We start from the raw sequence: 15955 nt of genomic DNA, 5'->3' as shown, positions 1-15955 counted from the left end.
GTCAACCGTCATTCGCAGCTCATGACACAAATGGTCCAAGTCATAGAAGATGCATTTCATATGAAAGTAGATAGAGATATTTTGTAAATAAATTATCAACTAAAAATGAAAGAAGTTGATCAATCATTCATTTCAAATTGGATACTCCGCCAGTTACTCAAAGCACAGTCAATTTTAAAGACTGTGCTTTTGCTTATTTAACGATTTCGAATCTTCAACATATAGTATGCATTAAGAATGATTAGAACAAGTCCAACGACGATGATAGAGAAGAGCTGAGAGTGATTGGCGCCAAGAGAATAGACAATCAAAATAAACATGGCACCAGTCAATAAAATATTCATCATTTGAAAAGTGTGAAAAAGCCCATCGAGCATCACATGCTTTTCGCCTTCATCAGAAATGGCGAGCAGTTTTTTGCCATAATCTTTATCGGTTGGACTAGGTAGGTGACGATTAGGATAGACGAGCTTTAGGACAGAGATCGATGCATAAGAAAGAATGACGGTGATCAAAAATAAGGCAGCATTTGTGAGAATCAGCCAGAGTGGCTGCTCAGTCACGATGGAAATACCAATTGCAATGATCGATAAAATGGTACTCACCGTATTAGCTAACGTTACATCAGTAAAAGTTCGGTACTGTTTTACCTCGAGTTCATCCTCCTCATCACCAGATACCGAAAGAGAGACTCTTTTCTTCATGCGCGAAATGCCTGAAAAACAATAAATGATAAATAGAACTGTCAAGCCAGTGATGACAAGAGTCGCTTCAAATGCAGCTTGCAGAAGTGTCAGCTCAAATTCGGCAGCCAGCAAACAGTAAGCACCGAGAAAACCAAGGAGAGCACCTAAGAGCATTTTGTATACAGTTTTCATGTGAGTTCATCCTCCTCGAATAGAAAAATTTGTTCAATGGGTTCTTGAAAAATACGTGAAAGCCTCATAGCAAGTAAGAGAGACGGCATTAATTCATCTCGTTCCATTAAGCTGATCGTCTGGCGGGAAACCTTTGCCCGTTTCGCAAGCTCCGTTTGGTTTAAACCATCACGCGCCCGCAGCTCTTTTAGCCGATTTTTCATTCTGTCACCTCAACTCTGATCAAAATGTTATCTTGATTGTAAAGTATTATATTCATTTTGACAAGTATAGTTGTCAAAATGATAAAAATAATTGTCAGAAAGATCGCCTTTATTCAAAAGAGAATCAATGATACGCTAAAGAAAAGAGAAACAGAAAATAGGTGATGCCCATGTTCATTGATCAATTAAAAAGTGACTTACATCAATCACAGCCATTATTTATCGGAGAAGAGACAGCGTTCAAAGCGGCAGTCCTTGTCCCTTTGGTGCAAGTAGACGGGGAATGGCATGTTTTATTTGAAGTGCGATCACTGACGATGAGAAAACAGCCTGGCGATATTAGCTTCCCAGGAGGCAAACTCGACGGCGGCGAAACCGCACAAGAAGCTGCACTGCGGGAAACATATGAAGAACTAGGGATTCCGCCCGAATCCGTCAAGGTGTTAGGACAGCTCAGTCCTTATATTGCCTCTCCATCCTTTGTGGTATATCCATTTGTCGGAATCATTGATGAACAGCAGGTCAAACATTCCTTTAATCAAGAAGAAGTAGAGGAGACCTTTACTGTGCCTCTATCATGGCTCAGCCAATACGAACCGTACTTACACCATGTATCAGTGCAGCCAACACCAGGAGAGGACTTTCCTTATGAAAAAATCATGAATGGTGAAAAATACAGCTGGGGGAGTCGTTCGATTGAGGAGTGGTTTTATGATTACGATCGTTACACCATTTGGGGATTAACTGCCCGTATATTAAAACATTTTGTGATGGTTGCAAAAAGAAATTCCTAGAGAATCAGCTCTAGGAATTTGTTGTAGAAAGGCGTTCTTTTGCGGTTTCTTTTCCTTTCCCTTTTCCAATTAGGATGGGTGCTTTCGCTTGGCTCAATCCATATGAAGGCATGTTCACGTAGATAGATTCATATGAGCCGGCTTGAATTTGATACGTTTCATGATAAATTCCGACCGCGTCATTATTTCGTGCTTTTTGGTTAAATCCTTTCCAAGCAGCCAAATGCTTCTCCATCTTGGCGTAGGCAAGGAGGTCCTCTGTTGATTTCCAATATTGGATCATGGTGGTGGTGCGTAAACCGAAGTAATTTTCTGTCCCGAGAAAACCAAGTTCTTCTTGATGTGTATAAAGTTCTTTGATCATCCCCGGCATCGCCTTAAATACTGGCAACCATTGATGGACAGCCCAGCGTTTATTGATTCTCATTCCGATAATGAACACAACAATCGGCTCAGAATTGTCTGTTGTATACCTGCCAGCACGTATATTTTTTTTCATTTGTTCATCCTTCTTTCTTCATCGATTCACAGGTCTCCACGCACCAATCAATTCCAGCCTGCGCCACTTTCTTTCCGTAATCTAACGTATACAGCCAATACTTCGCATCAGCTTCATCTGGATACAGCTCTTGAATGTTTTGTTCAATCGCAACATATGTCTCATAACGGATACGGAGCTGCCTCTCATAATCCTGTAAAAGCTCCAATTTTTTCTCAAACGAAAGATATTGACCAAAAAATAACTTTAATAACACTTCATTTCGTTCTGATGGTACTTGATCGAGCGGCTGCGCCAGCCATTGCCTCAACGTGTCCAGCCCTTTTTCAGTCAGATGATACTCCCGCTTGTCTGAGCGCCCAGTTGTAGAAGCGGGTGAAACCTTCGCAAGCCCTTCCTCGACTATTAACTTTAAAGCTGGATAAATTTGTCCATAACTAATTTTCCAAAAGTGATGCAAGCTCCTATCAATTAATTGCTTCACTTCATACCCAGACTTACAATCTGTCGTTAAAATCCCCAAAATCGCATACGTCGTATCATTGTATTTTTTCATTGATCAACACACCTATCTAAAAGATATATCATTTAGATATATAATAAACGATGTATAACTGCAGATACAAGAGGTATGAGAAAAAAATAAATGCTAGAAAGGAGGTGAAGAGATCACTGATTGGTTAATCAATAAGATGAATCCTTCATATAGAGTGAACGATCATAGTTTGGAGGGGACATATGAGTAAATCAAAAATCTGGATCATGACTATTCTGGCGGTACTACTGATTGGTGGAGGCGGCTGGATAGCCTATCAAGCAATCGCAAAAAAGAGTGGTTTGAATCATCCCTACGCCTTTGCATATAAGACTCATGATCGTGTGAACTGGTTCAAGGTAACGGAAAGAAACGGAAAAGTAACAGGTCATCTGAATGAAACCATTTTAGAGGAAAATCCGAAAAGGCATTATGATCCCAATCTATTTATCAACAAATATCAATTAACTGGGAAATCAATTGAAAACGGTTACGAATTTTATGTGAAGCAAGGGAAAGAAACGGTCACATATGAAATTCACCTTGCCGAAAAGAATCTTTTTGTGAAAAAACAAGATGAAAAGCACAGCATCACATACAAAGCAGTTGATCAAAAAAAACTACGTGCTGTTCAACAGGACATTCATACTCGATATGAGAAACTGATGGATGACACGGAAAATAGATTTCATGATTATGTACGAAACTTCATTAAGAAAGTAACAGGCGCTTATGGTTATCTGTATACAGCAGAGGATGGTTCATACCAACTATTTTTAAAAGTAAAACGAATGTATATGCAGTCTGAATGGGCAGGTTCTTTTCTAATGAGAAAGGTTCCAGGAGATGGTGGTGAACCATATAAAGAAACGAAACATACAGCCGGTGGAGTTTCTGATGGGATGATGTTTGATTTGAGTACTTATCCTGCAATTGAAAAGGGTTTTATTTTAGGTGAAACTGACCGAGACGCAACATACATTAAATTTCCTTTTAAAATGGCAGGCGGGACAATAGAATTTAAAGCGGTCACGAAAGAGGAGTATCAAGAACAAACGGAAGCATTTAAAAAGAAGGCGAAAGAGTTGCAAAAGTAGATCGTGTTGGAACAGATGAATGTTGTGAATGGCATTTCAGGGCGATTAGAATTTAGTTGAATAAATAGGGATAATGAAGATATTTTAAATCATATATTAGTGGAGGTACCTATGAGTAAATTGAAAATGTGGGTCGTGTCTATCCTGGCAGTACTCGTCTTAGGTGGAGGCGGCTGGACAGCATATCAAGCAATCGCACAAAAGAATTCATTGAATCATGCCTATGCATTTGCGTATAAAACGAAGGATAAAATGAGCTGGTTTGAGATATCTGAGAATAAAGGCAAAGTAACGGGGCATTTGAATGAAAAGTATATAGAAGAAATATGGTGGGATCCCAAAATATATAAAAAACAATATGTAGTGTCCGGGAGTTCAAAGGAAAACGGTTATGAATTTCGAGTCAAACAAGGCAAAGAAACAATCATATACGAAGTTCAAATGTCCGGTAAAGACCTATCTGTGAAAAAACAAGGTGATAAGAAAAGCAGAATATATAAAGCAATCAATCGAAAAAAGCTAGATTCGTATCACAAAAAACTTCAAGTTCGACATCAACATCTAGTTGATACTTCAGAAACTAGATTTTATGACAATATGAGACACTTCAGGGATAAAGTGGCGAAGGTATATGGTTTTCTATATACGGCAGAGGACAAACAACTATTTTTACAAGTTGAAAGCATGCATATTGAGAATGGATGGCTCGGCTCTTTTCTAATAACAACTGTTTCTGAAGATGGTTGTAAGCCATATAAAGAAATGAAATTAGAGGTCGGGGGCGAAACTGATGGTGGAGACTATTTAGACATGAGCTACGATCCTATAATTGAACGAGGTGTCATTATAGGTTCGACTGATCGAGATGCAAAATCAATCAAACTGCCAATTAAAAAGACTAACGGTACTATAGAGATAAAAGCTTTCACGTATCAGGAATTTAAAAAACTCCCTAGACCATATATCATGACAGGCGATTCAGTAGAGTTAAAAGCTGTCACGAAAAAGGAATATGAAAAACAAGCGAAAGCATTTAAAAAGAAAGCAGAAGAAAAGAGAAAATAGGCATCTTAAACCAGATGAGTGAATCAACTTATCTGGTTTTTTATGGAGAAACATTTTGTTGATTGATGATAGAAGGAACAAAAGAGTTGCTTTAAGTAAATAAAGAAAAGTATTTTGGGTATATAGACCTTAATAAATTTCAGAAAAATAAATGTTGACGCTTTCATATAATCAATATATACTAAAAACAAATCCAATATAAATAAATTAGACATGTGACTGGTCATGCAGGCAGGATCTAAAAACGATGAATTTCTTTAATTTGTCGTTTTAGATCCTTTTTTTATTGCCAAAATATAGGTCTCATGTATGAGAAAAGGAGGAGAAAAAATGGATTACACACAAGTCGCCAAAGACGTTTTACAGCATGTAGGTGGTAAAGAAAACATTGCGCACCTTGAGCACTGCTCAACAAGACTTCGCTTCACACTAATTGATCAGAAAAAAGCAGATGTACAGGCATTAGAAAAAACACCAGGTGTCATAGCAGTTAGAATGTCAGGACAATGCCAAGTAGTCATTGGGAATGACGTGATTGAAGTGTATCAAAAGGTAACAAATTTAATGGGCGGCAGCTCGTCTGGGCAAGGCGTGCCATCCAATCAGCCAAAAGAAAAAAGAAAAGCAGGCACAGTTCTATTAGATTTCATTGTGGGTGTCTTCCAGCCGCTTGTTCCGGCTATCGCAGGCGGAGGGATTTTAAAATCATTTCTTCTCCTTTTCTCTTTATTAGGCTGGGTGGATGCAAAAGGCCAAACCTATCAAATATTGAACATGGTGGGTGACGCACCACTATACTTCCTGCCATTACTAGTCGCTGTCACAACGGCAAATAAACTAAAGGTAAACCCACTGGTCGCATTATCAGCAGTCGGTGCACTCCTTCTTCCGAACATGACAGCCATGCTTACTGAAGGTGCGCAATTAATGTCATTCGACGTAAAAAATATAGCTTATGCGTATCAAGTGTTTCCAGCAATCCTTTCTGTATTGCTTTACGCTCAAATGGAAAAATTCTTCACACGATTTTCACCAAAACCAATTCGGATTTTCTTTGTCCCAATGATGTCATTAGTCATTACTGTACCCGTTACGTTACTGTTATTAGGACCACTTGGTTTTACAGCAGGACAAGGGTTTTCATCCGTTATTCTTGCGATGTTTAATACAGTAGGTTGGGTAGCTGTCGCAATTTTAGCAGCGGTACTCCCGTTTATGGTTGCATCAGGCATGCACAAAGCAATGGTCCCTTATGCAGTGACAACGATGGGGAACCTCGGGAAAGAAGCACTTTATTTACCAGCATCACTTGCGCATAATATTGCGGAAAGTGGAGCATGTTTCGCAGTGGCACTACGCACGAAAGACAAGGTACTCAGATCAACAGCCATTTCGGCAGGAATTTCAGCATTTTTTGGCATCACAGAGCCTGCTTTGTATGGTGTGACACTTCAAAATAAACGCGTACTTGGAAGTGTCATGATTGGTTCATTTGTTGGTGGGATATTCATTGGATTAGTTGGTATACAAGCATTTGTACTTGTTGGCCCTGGATTAGCCAGTATGTCGATGTTTATATCAGATGAGCTTCCACGAAATCTAATGTTTGCTGTCATTGGAGCTGTCATTTCCTTCGTTGTTGCTTTTATCGCTGCTTTTGTATTAGGTAAGGATAAAAAAGTAGAAGAAAAGACAAATGATCAAGAAGCATTTGCTGAACAAATTGGAGCAGGGGAAACTTTCAAAAGCCCTGTGATTGGTCAAATGATCTCTCTAGCTGAAGTAAAAGATGATATTTTCTCTTCAAAGGTCATGGGAGACGGAATTGCCATTGTTCCTTCAGAAGGAGCGCTATATGCACCAGTAGAAGGTGAGGTCACCTTGCTGTTCGAAACAAACCATGCACTTGGTATGAAAACGGACAAAGGGGTGGAAGTATTATTCCACATTGGCATTGATACTGTACAGTTGGAAGGACAGTATTTTTATCCAAAAGTGCAGGCAGGAGATCGTGTACAAGCAGGGGATTTACTCATTGAATTTGATGTAGAAAAAATCATGGAAGCAGGATACGATCCAGTTACGCTTGCTGTCATCACGAATACAGATCAATATGATATTAAGGTACAGCCATTACAAGAGGTCAATCGCCAAGATACATTGATGGTTATCACCCAATTAGGAGGCTAAACATATGACGACAATAAAAGGTTTTCCAAAAGGATTTTTATGGGGCGGCGCCATTGCCGCCAACCAAGCAGAAGGCGCTTGGAATGTAGATGGAAAGGGCCCATCTGTTGCTGATATTGCGATGTACCGTTCTAATTTGAGTGTAGAAGATTATGAAGGGCATCTAGCTGTTACTTCTGAAAATATAGATCGAGCGATGAAAGACCCAGATGATAAAAAGTATCCAAAACGCAGAGGTGTTGATTTCTATCATCACTATAAAGAGGATTTGGCTCTATTTGCTGAAATGGGTTTTAAAACTCTTCGCATTTCTATTGCATGGAGCCGTATCTTCCCAACTGGAGAAGAGAAAGAACCAAATGAAAAAGGACTCCAATTTTACGATCGTTTATTTGCAGAAATGAAAAAACACAACATAGAACCGATTGTGACGCTGTCACATTATGAAATGCCGTTAGCACTGAGCGTGAAATATAATGGCTGGGTTGAAAGAAAAGTCGTTGATCTCTTTGTTAAGTTCGCCAATGTATGTTTTGAACGCTATAAACATGATGTGAAATATTGGCTGACCTTTAATGAAATAGATAGTATTCACCGCCACTCTTTTATTACAGCAGGAATTATTCCTGATCGCTGCCCAGAAGGGAAAGAGGAAGAGACGGTTTATCAAGCACTCCATCATCAATTCATTGCCTCTGCACTCGTAACAGCAGATTGTCATCGCATCATACCAGGCAGTCAAGTAGGGTGTATGCTGACAAAATTAACAACGTATCCGCACACTTGTCATCCGAATGATGTGGAGCGGGCATTGAAACAAAACTTAGAAAACTATTTCTATGCAGATGTTCAGGTATTTGGTGAATACCCTCCGCTTATCAAGCGCATGCTTGAGAGAAAAAACATTCATATCCAAATGGAATCAGATGATCTTTCTATTTTAAAAGAAAATACAGTAGATTTTATCTCGTTCAGCTACTATATGTCTTTAACTGAATCAGCTGATGAAGGATTAGAAAAAACGGATGGAAATACCATCCGTGGGGTCAAAAATCCTTACCTTCCATCTACTGATTGGGGATGGCAAATTGATCCGGTTGGTCTGAAAATTTCTTTAATAGAATTATATGATCGTTATCAAAAACCACTGATCATTGTAGAAAACGGCATGGGTGCAAAAGATGTTGTTGAAAGTGATGGATCAATTCACGATGATTATCGTATTAACTATTTCAAAGAGCATTTCCGCCAAATGAGAGAAGCGGTGGAAGAAGGCGTTGACCTCTTCGGATATACGAGCTGGGGCTCAATTGATATTATTAGTGCAGGTACATCACAGATGTCAAAACGATACGGGTTTATTCATGTAGATCAAGATGACGATGGAAACGGTACATTAAAACGTTCTCGTAAAGACTCATTTTATTGGTACAAAAAGGTCATTGAAACAAATGGTGAATCGCTTGATTGAAAAACCACAATCATGAAAACAGGTGATGACGATGTTTAAAATCAAAAAAGTTTTAAACTCGAGTGTGGTTCTGGCTGAAGATCAGAACCAACAGGAGATGGTTCTATTCGGCCGGGGGATTGGTTATGGACAAAAACCAGGTCAAATGATTGAAGAAAAGAAGGCAGATCAAGTGTTTATGTCTGTCGATAACATGAGAGCGAAGGAATTTCTCCAACTGTTAGATTCAATGCCGCAAGAGTTTATCGATTTAACTCAGCATATTGTTCAATATGCTGAAAAACGCTTAAACTCAAGTCTGAATTCTGGTGTCTATTTTACCTTGATGGACCATTTGAATTTTGCAGTAGAACGGCACAAGAAGAATATTAATATTACAAATCGAGTATACTGGGAAATCAAAAACTACTATACCGAAGAATTTGAAGTAGGTAATTATGCGCTTGAGTTAGTCAACAATACATTGGGCATACAATTACCAAAGGAAGAAGCGGCCAATATCGCCTTCCATTTAATTAATGCGTTAGGTGAAGAGTCCGATTCCAAAGATGGCATGAAGTATGCCAAGATGATCGGAAGTATTGTGAATCTCGTCCGCTATACGTTGAATATGAAAATGGATCAAGAGAATATTCATTACAGCCGATTTATTACACATGTGAAATTCTTTGTTGAAAGATTTTACGCAAATAAATTATTATCAGATCAAGAAAATGAGTTGTTTGAACAAATTGCACACTTGTATCCTCAAGCGATGGATGTGGCTTTCAAAATCAAAGATTATATTAAACAGGTGCACAGTATTGTTATTCCAAATGACGAACTTACGTATCTGGCGGTACATATTCACCGCCTCATTTCTTATCAAGAACTAAAATAAATGTGGACCACTTGCCTTGTAATGAGGCAAGTGGTTATTTGTATTGTATCGGTTTATGTTCCAATAGGTCGTTCTGTTGGGTTAAGATTTGTATCATTTAACGAATTGTAAGACACCGTTTGTCCGAAAACAACGATGGCTAAAGCGAAAATGAGTAAACTCACTTTTTTCATCATAATTCCTCCAATTAAGTGTAGTGTGTTCCAATTGATAGGCATCCTTCAAAAAGAGATATGCTTGGTGAATTGAACCCAGCTCTTCAAAGTGTTTGGCAGCTAGTGCACTTAATTCACGGGTACCTTCAACATCCTTTAGTTCTTTCAGAATACTGATGTCATCGAAACAGGTTTGAGCTTTTTTGGATATGTCTTCAGTGAAATATAGGTGATAGAGAAAATTCATTTTTGCTGTATAGATGGGGTTTCTGTCTATTTCTTGTTTTTGTTTGACTAATTCAAAATAATAGAGAGCTTGCGACTTTTCATCAATGGAGAGCAGCTCTTTTAGTAACATAAACATGGAGTGTTCGAAATAACAAGATGAAAGGTAGTCATCATCACTAAGAGCCTTTTCTAGGGCATCAATACATTTTTTTGATTCTCCAGCTTCGGCATATAGAATACTGATATTGTGATAAAGCTGTGATGCTAGAAAATGATCGTTTAATTGATTTGAGATGTGTAATGCTTTTGTGTAGTAATTCTCAGCTCTTTTGAAATCGCCAATATCCATGAAGTTGGTGGCTGCGATCACAAAAGCTGCTGCCAGTCTTCTTTCATAGCCATCATGACCTTTGAAAATATCGATGGCATTCTGAATATAATGAAGTGAAATCAGGCTTTGGCGAAGCATCATATATAGGTTTGCGACCTTCGTATGGAATTCTGCTACTTCTATTTCATCAGGAATGTTTTGCAGTTTTTTCTCAGCAATTTTAAACAGTCCGATGGCTGATGCATAGTCTCTGTTATATGAAGCGTAAAGGGCTTTATATAGGTAAAAATAGTATTCAATTAAGTCGTTTGTTTTAGAAGGGTATTCTAGCACTGTCGGTTCATTCAGTTTTTTACCCCTTCGTTCATATAACATGAGCTTAAACTTGCCTTCTAGCAATGAATAGTAGGTCAAGACCTCCTGATTCTCTTCCATCTCTTGAAGTAATTCCTTTAATTCTGTGTAGATTGTCTTTGCATTGTGTACATCATGCTTACGAATGGCAATTCGCCAATCATTTAAACGGTTCCCCACCTGTTCAGCTGAAATGATCGTCATGGAAATTTCACCTCTTTAACATCCTTTCGCCTGTTTCAATAAAAAACGATATCACAATTTTTGGTAAAATATAATCGTTTCAGAGAGGTGATTGACAGGAGGTAATAAAAAGGACCTTATGTCATGAGATGTACGTTATTGTAATGATCATTGATTGTTTATTCAAATGAGTAAAATCTTTTTTTGGAAGTCTAAAAACGTGATAGATACTATTAGTTTTAAGTTTATGGTCGAAAATACCATCTGAATATATGAAATAAAGCTATTTTAGCTATGAGAGAAGAACAATGAAAGGTCGATCTAGAAGGGAAAATCAGTTATGATGTTGCTAGATGATTTTGGGAAAGAAACTGGTAGTTACTGAGAAAGGTGAAAATCCGAGACAAGTGTTGACCTTTCAGAAAGGATGTTGAAATGAAAAAAAGATTTCAAATGTTAAACTGGCAAATGACAATTGTGATTACTACGCTTTTACTTGTTTTAGTCACTCTTTATATCTCAAAGAGATACTTTTATAGCAAAGAAATTGAGTTGCTGACAGAATCTTGTCAACAAGAAGACGGCAAAATCATACTAGAAACAAATAGTTTGACTATGGATTACTCCTTTGAGTGTAAGAAAAAATAAAACAGGCAGAAAGCTGCCTGTTTTACACCAATTAAAACCCTAAGTTTTGTAACCACTTGTTTAACAAGGCCTCTCGTTTCTCAGCGGTGAAGCGATCGTATTTTCCTAAATTTAAATGAGCTGAAATTTCACCGTCATTCATAAACAAAATTCTTTCAGAGCAAAGGGCCACTTTTGGATCATGGGTGACGAGAAGCAGAGTTGTTCCTTCAGAATTGATTTGTGAAAAAATATCCATGACTTCCTTTGTGGTTCTTGAATTAAGAGCACCTGTGGGCTCATCTGCAAAAAGAATGTTTGGTTCATTCATAAGAGCTCGACAGATAGAGGCTCTTTGGAGCTGTCCTCCTGATACTTCTGATAAATATCTATCAGCTAAATGATCAATATCAAGTTTCTCCATTAGATATTTTGCTCGTTCATTGACTTCTTTTCTCGGCATTTTCTTCGCTAAGTAAGCTGCAGCAATGATGTTATCAAATAGATTGAGGTTCTTTAGTAAGTGGCTGTGTTGAAAGACGAATCCCATCTCTGATAAGCGCAAAGCTGTTAACTGTTTGTCTGTCATTTCTGATAGCAGTTGACCTTTATATTTGATTTCCCCTCTGGAGGATGTCTCTATACCGCTAAGTTGATAAAGCAAAGAGGTTTTTCCACATCCTGAAGGTCCCATAATGGTGACAAATTCTCCACGTTTAATTGATAAGTGAATATTTCTAAGAATGGTCTGTTTTTGTCCTTTTAATGAATCAATTTGTAAAGACAATTGTTTCGCTTCAATTAATTGTTCCATGTGAAACATCTCCTTATGAAAGTGTATGACGGCTGATTTTACTAGAAAAAAAGGACTTCAATAACCACGAGATGACAGTTAAATTCACCATAAACAGCAGGAGAGGATACACGATCCAAACCCATTTCGGGGCTAACCACTGAAGGCTGGATGCTCCTAATGATGCTCCGCCTGCACTCATTAACGCCGGACCAATAGTATGAACAGCGATTGCTCCAATGAAGGCACCAATAGAGAGAACGACGATAAAACTTGTTAAGTATTGATAGGTTAAATCTTTTTGAGAAAAACCAATCGTCCTTAACAAGTGAGTACGATTTAAATCTTTCGCCCTTAACATGTGTAGAAACATCATTAACATGAGGCTGGCTGTTCCAAAAGCTGCGATGGTTGAAAATAATGCAATCACTTTTACTAGAGATGCGGTGCTTCCTATTGTTTGATGCACATATTCTTTCATATCTGTCACTTTTGCAGGAGACATATTTGTTTCAAGTGCTGCTTTTTTTCCTGCCATATCTATTCCTTGTTTTAATTGTATTTGAATGGTTTTCCAAAGGGATGATTGAGGAAAAGGCTGAGATAATGCTTTAGCAGTTTTCCCTCCGTTGGTGACGTCTTGATAAATGCCGGTAACCATTTTTTGAACTTGCTGCCCATTTGTGGCGAGAGTGACTTTTTCGCCTATCTTTTTCTGAAGTGAGTCAGCACTCAACACCGATAAAGCAATCTCTTCCTCCTTCAACGGTTCCCTTCCTTGTAAATAGGTGAGAGGGAATGCTGAAAGATCACCTGTTTCTAAATAGAGCGTTTCTAATGTATTCTCCATTGTTTTGGCTTGTAGAGAAGTTGTTTCATAGACGGTAGATGTTTGAATGTCTTGGTCTTCGCTAATCATAGACTCTATTTTATTTGTACTTTTCTCTAAATGATTTCCCTGCCGAATATCAATTCGAAGGTCACTTTTTCCAGAGCCAAGATATGTGATGAAATCTGGTGATTGTAATGTGTACCATAACTGAATCGGCATCAACATTAAAAATGTACAAAGCGCGATAATACAAGTAATTGTTGAATACATCTTTATTCGCGAGAACAGATCTTTCAAACCAAACCAAAAATTTACTGGGAGGAATCTGTTTTTCTGGAGGTGCATAGGAATTTGTTTTTTATGGCTTGATGAGCTTATGCCGCCTTGAATGGCTTGAGCGGCTGATATTTGTCCAAATCTCCTTAGGACAGCATAGCTGAATGAGATGACGATCATTGCCGTCAAAATTGACACCAAAAGCGGGATCACCTGATGAATAAAAGAGAGGCGATTCCCCATATATTGCTGAATATTGGCTGTAAACAAATCACCAAACATGAGCGTCATTAAATATCCTGCTATACACCCTATACAGGCAAGCACAGCATATTTCCCAACGTATAATTGTTTGATTTTTGATAAAGGGATTCCAAGTACTTTTAAGATTCCAATTTCACGTTCATCCTCTTCTATAGCGGCGGTCATAGCGAGACGAAGAGAGAGGAGAGAAATGCTAATGAGCAGAAAGCAGACAAGAAGGAGAATGGCGATCACCATACCATCTGTTAGGGCATTCAGCATGCGAAGCAGGGGTAATGTGACAGCAGGCCCCTGTTGTGGCAGCTCAGATGATTGATAGAGTGATTGAAAAGCATCTGCTTGACCAGCATCATGCAATAAAAATTCAATTAAGTACTCCTTTTTTTGAAACACTTGATTCAGTGCCGCCCAGTCCGCATCATGCAGAAGAAATCTCTTTGAACTGACAAGACTTGGATTCATTTGGGCATCTCGTAAGAACGTTTTGATTTGAAAAGAGAATTGATGAGAGCCTTTTGTAATGAGTAACCTTTCGCCAATCTTTAAGTGGTATTTTTGTTGAAAATAAATAGGGACTGCTACTTCTCCTTTATTTACAGTGAGCTTTTCATTTCGTTCGTTTAAAAGGAAATCAAAATAGCGATTTTGCTTTACAAATAAATGATCCATCACACCCGCTTGAGCAGGCTCCTGCCCGAACTTGATGCTGACATGTTCGATCGGAATCATTGGAACAATTTGATGTGCCTTCACCATCGACTGTTTACTTGAAACTGTATCGACCGCTTTTTCATCTAAGCTCCCATCGTGCATTTGGACAAAGTCTGGTGCTTTGGCTGATTGGAGTAAATCAGAAATGGAACCATTCAACTGGACTGTCATTTGCGCAGCGCTTGTTGCTAAAAATGATGTCATCATGATGCAAAGGGTTAAGCCGATTGAAATGAGACGGTGGCGGGTTAGGTCTTTCTTGATAAACGTCAATCTCATGAGGCTGATTCTCCTTCATGTCGAAGCATATTTTTTGTAAGGAAGGCAAGTGCAAACATCAAGGCACTGACGATTAACACGGTCACATACATGCTGGCGGAAAAAGTGTTGAACAAGAACCCATACATCATTTGACCGAGCGGTGCAGCACATTGAGAGACCATTGTTAGATTGGCCATGACTTTTCCTAATTGAGCATTGGGTGTTTTCTTTTGCACATGTGAGATGACAACGATCGAAATCATGGTGAGCAACATGGCAATTGGGAGACACCCCGCTAAAAAGAGAAAATAGGCTGGAAATGTCCCAAATTGAAGAGCCATCTTGGATGTTGAAAAAGCAACAGGCAGCAAAATGACTGCGATGACGAGCAGCCAGCGATACAAAGTAGGAATGCGCCAATGTTTCGCTACAAGCCCAACTAGCAGGGCGCCTGCGATGACGGCAAACTCAATGATGCCCATCCCTATTCCATACATGATGTCACTGCTTTTCATTGTGACCCTTAAAATAATGGGACCTCCAACGATAAAAAATGGTGTGAGGATGAAATTTAGCAGCGCTGCAAGCAGCATGGCTCTATTTAAAAATGGCTGGCTTCCGATATAGGAAAATCCTTGTTTCATATCTTTCAAGAGTACTTTGGTCATCGGTTCTGCGAGTGGGCTAGGTGAGAAAGAGATATTTAACCGTAAAAGCATGCATGCTGATAGAAAAAATACAATGCTGCTAGCGCCTATGATGACCTGGCTCCCAATGAGTCCGTATAAAACGCCGCCAATGATAGGAGCGACAACACCTGAAAGGGCCTGCACGCCATTCACGATGCCATTTGCTTGTTCTAATTTGTCTTCTTTCACTAGCTGAGGAATACTCGACATCACAGCAGGAGCATAAAATGTACTCATGACACCAAGGAGAATCATGACGGCTCCAATCATATAAAGTGAATCATGACCTGAAAATAACCAGAAATAAAAAGCCAGAATCATAATGCCAGTAAGAACATCGAATAAAATCATCAAATTTCTTCTGTTAAACCGGTCAGCAATTGCTCCTGCTAATGGCGAAAGGAGGAGCGGGATATTGGATAAAGCAAAAAGCAGGGCATATAAATCAACACGATGTGTCATATCCAAGACGTGTAAAGATAGAACAAAACGAATCAAGGAAGACCCGAAAACGGAAATAATTTGCCCGAGAACGAGGTAGATAAAGTGGGTGGAACCATTTTTGGCTGATGACGACATGAAAATCACTCTCCTTTTAGACCGACCGTCAGTCTATAATGTATGCAGGATTGGTATTGA

Annotated in this window: 14 protein-coding genes; 6 read left to right on the top strand and 8 right to left on the bottom strand. The window is 38.8% G+C overall.

Going from position 1 to position 15955, the window contains the following annotated elements; translation table 11 throughout:
* Nucleotides 1-197 precede the first annotated feature (197 nt).
* A complete protein-coding gene (locus V7L95_RS06775) occupies nucleotides 198-878 on the bottom strand; it encodes a DUF3169 family protein (protein ID WP_135226501.1) in 681 nt (226 codons plus the stop codon).
* Nucleotides 875-1081 (bottom strand): helix-turn-helix transcriptional regulator, encoded by a 207-nt coding sequence (locus tag V7L95_RS06770; RefSeq protein WP_025208285.1) that lies wholly within the window; start codon nucleotides 1079-1081, stop codon nucleotides 875-877. Before V7L95_RS06770 ends, V7L95_RS06775 begins: the two co-directional genes overlap by 4 nt.
* Nucleotides 1082-1251: 170 nt before the next feature.
* On the opposite strand from V7L95_RS06770, the gene V7L95_RS06765 reads away from it, so the two are divergent.
* Nucleotides 1252-1875, top strand: a complete 624-nt coding sequence (locus V7L95_RS06765; protein WP_008347394.1) for a CoA pyrophosphatase — start codon at nucleotides 1252-1254, stop codon at nucleotides 1873-1875.
* A 10-nt stretch (nucleotides 1876-1885) separates the two neighbouring features.
* Here the strand turns inward: V7L95_RS06765 and V7L95_RS06760 are convergent, their stop codons facing one another.
* Together V7L95_RS06760 and V7L95_RS06755 are read right to left on the bottom strand one after the other, a co-directional pair.
* On the bottom strand, nucleotides 1886-2374 hold the full coding sequence (locus V7L95_RS06760) for a DUF4188 domain-containing protein (protein WP_017359934.1): 489 nt from the start codon (nucleotides 2372-2374) through the stop codon (nucleotides 1886-1888).
* 4 nt (nucleotides 2375-2378) lie between these two features.
* Nucleotides 2379-2930, bottom strand: coding sequence for a PadR family transcriptional regulator (locus V7L95_RS06755; RefSeq protein ID WP_340968589.1), 552 nt, complete (start codon nucleotides 2928-2930; stop codon nucleotides 2379-2381).
* Between the two features lie 182 nt (nucleotides 2931-3112).
* Here V7L95_RS06755 and V7L95_RS06750 point away from each other — a divergent pair, with 182 nt between their 5' ends.
* The 5 genes from V7L95_RS06750 (at nucleotide 3113) to V7L95_RS06730 (ending at nucleotide 9612) form a co-directional block, all read left to right on the top strand.
* On the top strand, nucleotides 3113-4006 hold the full coding sequence (locus tag V7L95_RS06750) for a hypothetical protein (RefSeq protein ID WP_216099236.1): 894 nt from the start codon (nucleotides 3113-3115) through the stop codon (nucleotides 4004-4006).
* A gap of 111 nt (nucleotides 4007-4117) precedes the next feature.
* Nucleotides 4118-5071: a hypothetical protein gene (locus tag V7L95_RS06745; RefSeq protein WP_035390045.1), complete on the top strand. Its 954-nt coding sequence runs from the start codon at nucleotides 4118-4120 to the stop codon at nucleotides 5069-5071.
* A gap of 330 nt (nucleotides 5072-5401) precedes the next feature.
* Nucleotides 5402-7261 (top strand): beta-glucoside-specific PTS transporter subunit IIABC, encoded by a 1860-nt coding sequence (locus tag V7L95_RS06740; RefSeq protein ID WP_046344834.1) that lies wholly within the window; start codon nucleotides 5402-5404, stop codon nucleotides 7259-7261.
* A gap of 4 nt (nucleotides 7262-7265) precedes the next feature.
* On the top strand, nucleotides 7266-8732 hold the full coding sequence (locus tag V7L95_RS06735; protein WP_025208280.1) for a glycoside hydrolase family 1 protein: 1467 nt from the start codon (nucleotides 7266-7268) through the stop codon (nucleotides 8730-8732).
* Nucleotides 8733-8763: 31 nt separating this feature from the next.
* Nucleotides 8764-9612: a PRD domain-containing protein gene (locus tag V7L95_RS06730; RefSeq protein ID WP_008347382.1), complete on the top strand. Its 849-nt coding sequence runs from the start codon at nucleotides 8764-8766 to the stop codon at nucleotides 9610-9612.
* Nucleotides 9613-9705: 93 nt separating this feature from the next.
* Here V7L95_RS06730 and V7L95_RS06725 read toward each other — a convergent pair whose 3' ends face one another.
* The 4 genes from V7L95_RS06725 to V7L95_RS06710 all read right to left on the bottom strand — a co-directional run bounded on the left by V7L95_RS06725 (nucleotide 9706) and on the right by V7L95_RS06710 (nucleotide 15895).
* The gene (locus V7L95_RS06725; RefSeq protein ID WP_060832784.1) at nucleotides 9706-10884 is read right to left on the bottom strand and encodes a tetratricopeptide repeat protein; all 1179 of its coding nucleotides are present in this window, start codon (nucleotides 10882-10884) and stop codon (nucleotides 9706-9708) included.
* A 658-nt stretch (nucleotides 10885-11542) separates the two neighbouring features.
* Entirely contained in the window at nucleotides 11543-12304 is a 762-nt protein-coding gene (locus V7L95_RS06720) for an ABC transporter ATP-binding protein (RefSeq protein ID WP_008347378.1), read from the bottom strand.
* A gap of 13 nt (nucleotides 12305-12317) precedes the next feature.
* Nucleotides 12318-14645, bottom strand: coding sequence for an ABC transporter permease (locus tag V7L95_RS06715; RefSeq protein WP_340968582.1), 2328 nt, complete (start codon nucleotides 14643-14645; stop codon nucleotides 12318-12320).
* Nucleotides 14642-15895 carry an MFS transporter gene (locus tag V7L95_RS06710; protein ID WP_340968580.1) on the bottom strand — a complete coding sequence of 418 codons (1254 nt, stop codon included), beginning with the start codon at nucleotides 15893-15895 and terminating at the stop codon, nucleotides 14642-14644. Before V7L95_RS06710 ends, V7L95_RS06715 begins: the two co-directional genes overlap by 4 nt.
* Between the last annotated feature and the right edge of the window lie 60 nt (nucleotides 15896-15955).

This window comes from Bacillus sp. PPSBB_11 (genome assembly GCF_038023285.1).
In the GTDB taxonomy this organism is placed as follows: domain Bacteria; phylum Bacillota; class Bacilli; order Bacillales; family Bacillaceae; genus Bacillus; species Bacillus altitudinis.
The sequence above is the reverse complement of the archived record's forward strand: the minus strand, read 5'-3'. Positions and strand labels throughout refer to the sequence as shown.

What these genes read in the sequence shown, in the direction of transcription:
- V7L95_RS06775 (WP_135226501.1), bottom strand. Translation starts at nt 878, where the DNA reads ATGAAAACTGTATACAAAATGCTCTTAGGTGCTCTCCTTGGTTTTCTC.
- V7L95_RS06770 (WP_025208285.1), bottom strand. Translation starts at nt 1,081, where the DNA reads ATGAAAAATCGGCTAAAAGAGCTGCGGGCGCGTGATGGTTTAAACCAA.
- V7L95_RS06765 (WP_008347394.1), top strand. Translation starts at nt 1,252, where the DNA reads ATGTTCATTGATCAATTAAAAAGTGACTTACATCAATCACAGCCATTA.
- V7L95_RS06760 (WP_017359934.1), bottom strand. Translation starts at nt 2,374, where the DNA reads ATGAAAAAAAATATACGTGCTGGCAGGTATACAACAGACAATTCTGAG.
- V7L95_RS06755 (WP_340968589.1), bottom strand. Translation starts at nt 2,930, where the DNA reads ATGAAAAAATACAATGATACGACGTATGCGATTTTGGGGATTTTAACG.
- V7L95_RS06750 (WP_216099236.1), top strand. Translation starts at nt 3,113, where the DNA reads ATGAGTAAATCAAAAATCTGGATCATGACTATTCTGGCGGTACTACTG.
- V7L95_RS06745 (WP_035390045.1), top strand. Translation starts at nt 4,118, where the DNA reads ATGAGTAAATTGAAAATGTGGGTCGTGTCTATCCTGGCAGTACTCGTC.
- V7L95_RS06740 (WP_046344834.1), top strand. Translation starts at nt 5,402, where the DNA reads ATGGATTACACACAAGTCGCCAAAGACGTTTTACAGCATGTAGGTGGT.
- V7L95_RS06735 (WP_025208280.1), top strand. Translation starts at nt 7,266, where the DNA reads ATGACGACAATAAAAGGTTTTCCAAAAGGATTTTTATGGGGCGGCGCC.
- V7L95_RS06730 (WP_008347382.1), top strand. Translation starts at nt 8,764, where the DNA reads ATGTTTAAAATCAAAAAAGTTTTAAACTCGAGTGTGGTTCTGGCTGAA.
- V7L95_RS06725 (WP_060832784.1), bottom strand. Translation starts at nt 10,884, where the DNA reads ATGACGATCATTTCAGCTGAACAGGTGGGGAACCGTTTAAATGATTGG.
- V7L95_RS06720 (WP_008347378.1), bottom strand. Translation starts at nt 12,304, where the DNA reads ATGGAACAATTAATTGAAGCGAAACAATTGTCTTTACAAATTGATTCA.
- V7L95_RS06715 (WP_340968582.1), bottom strand. Translation starts at nt 14,645, where the DNA reads ATGAGATTGACGTTTATCAAGAAAGACCTAACCCGCCACCGTCTCATT.
- V7L95_RS06710 (WP_340968580.1), bottom strand. Translation starts at nt 15,895, where the DNA reads ATGTCGTCATCAGCCAAAAATGGTTCCACCCACTTTATCTACCTCGTT.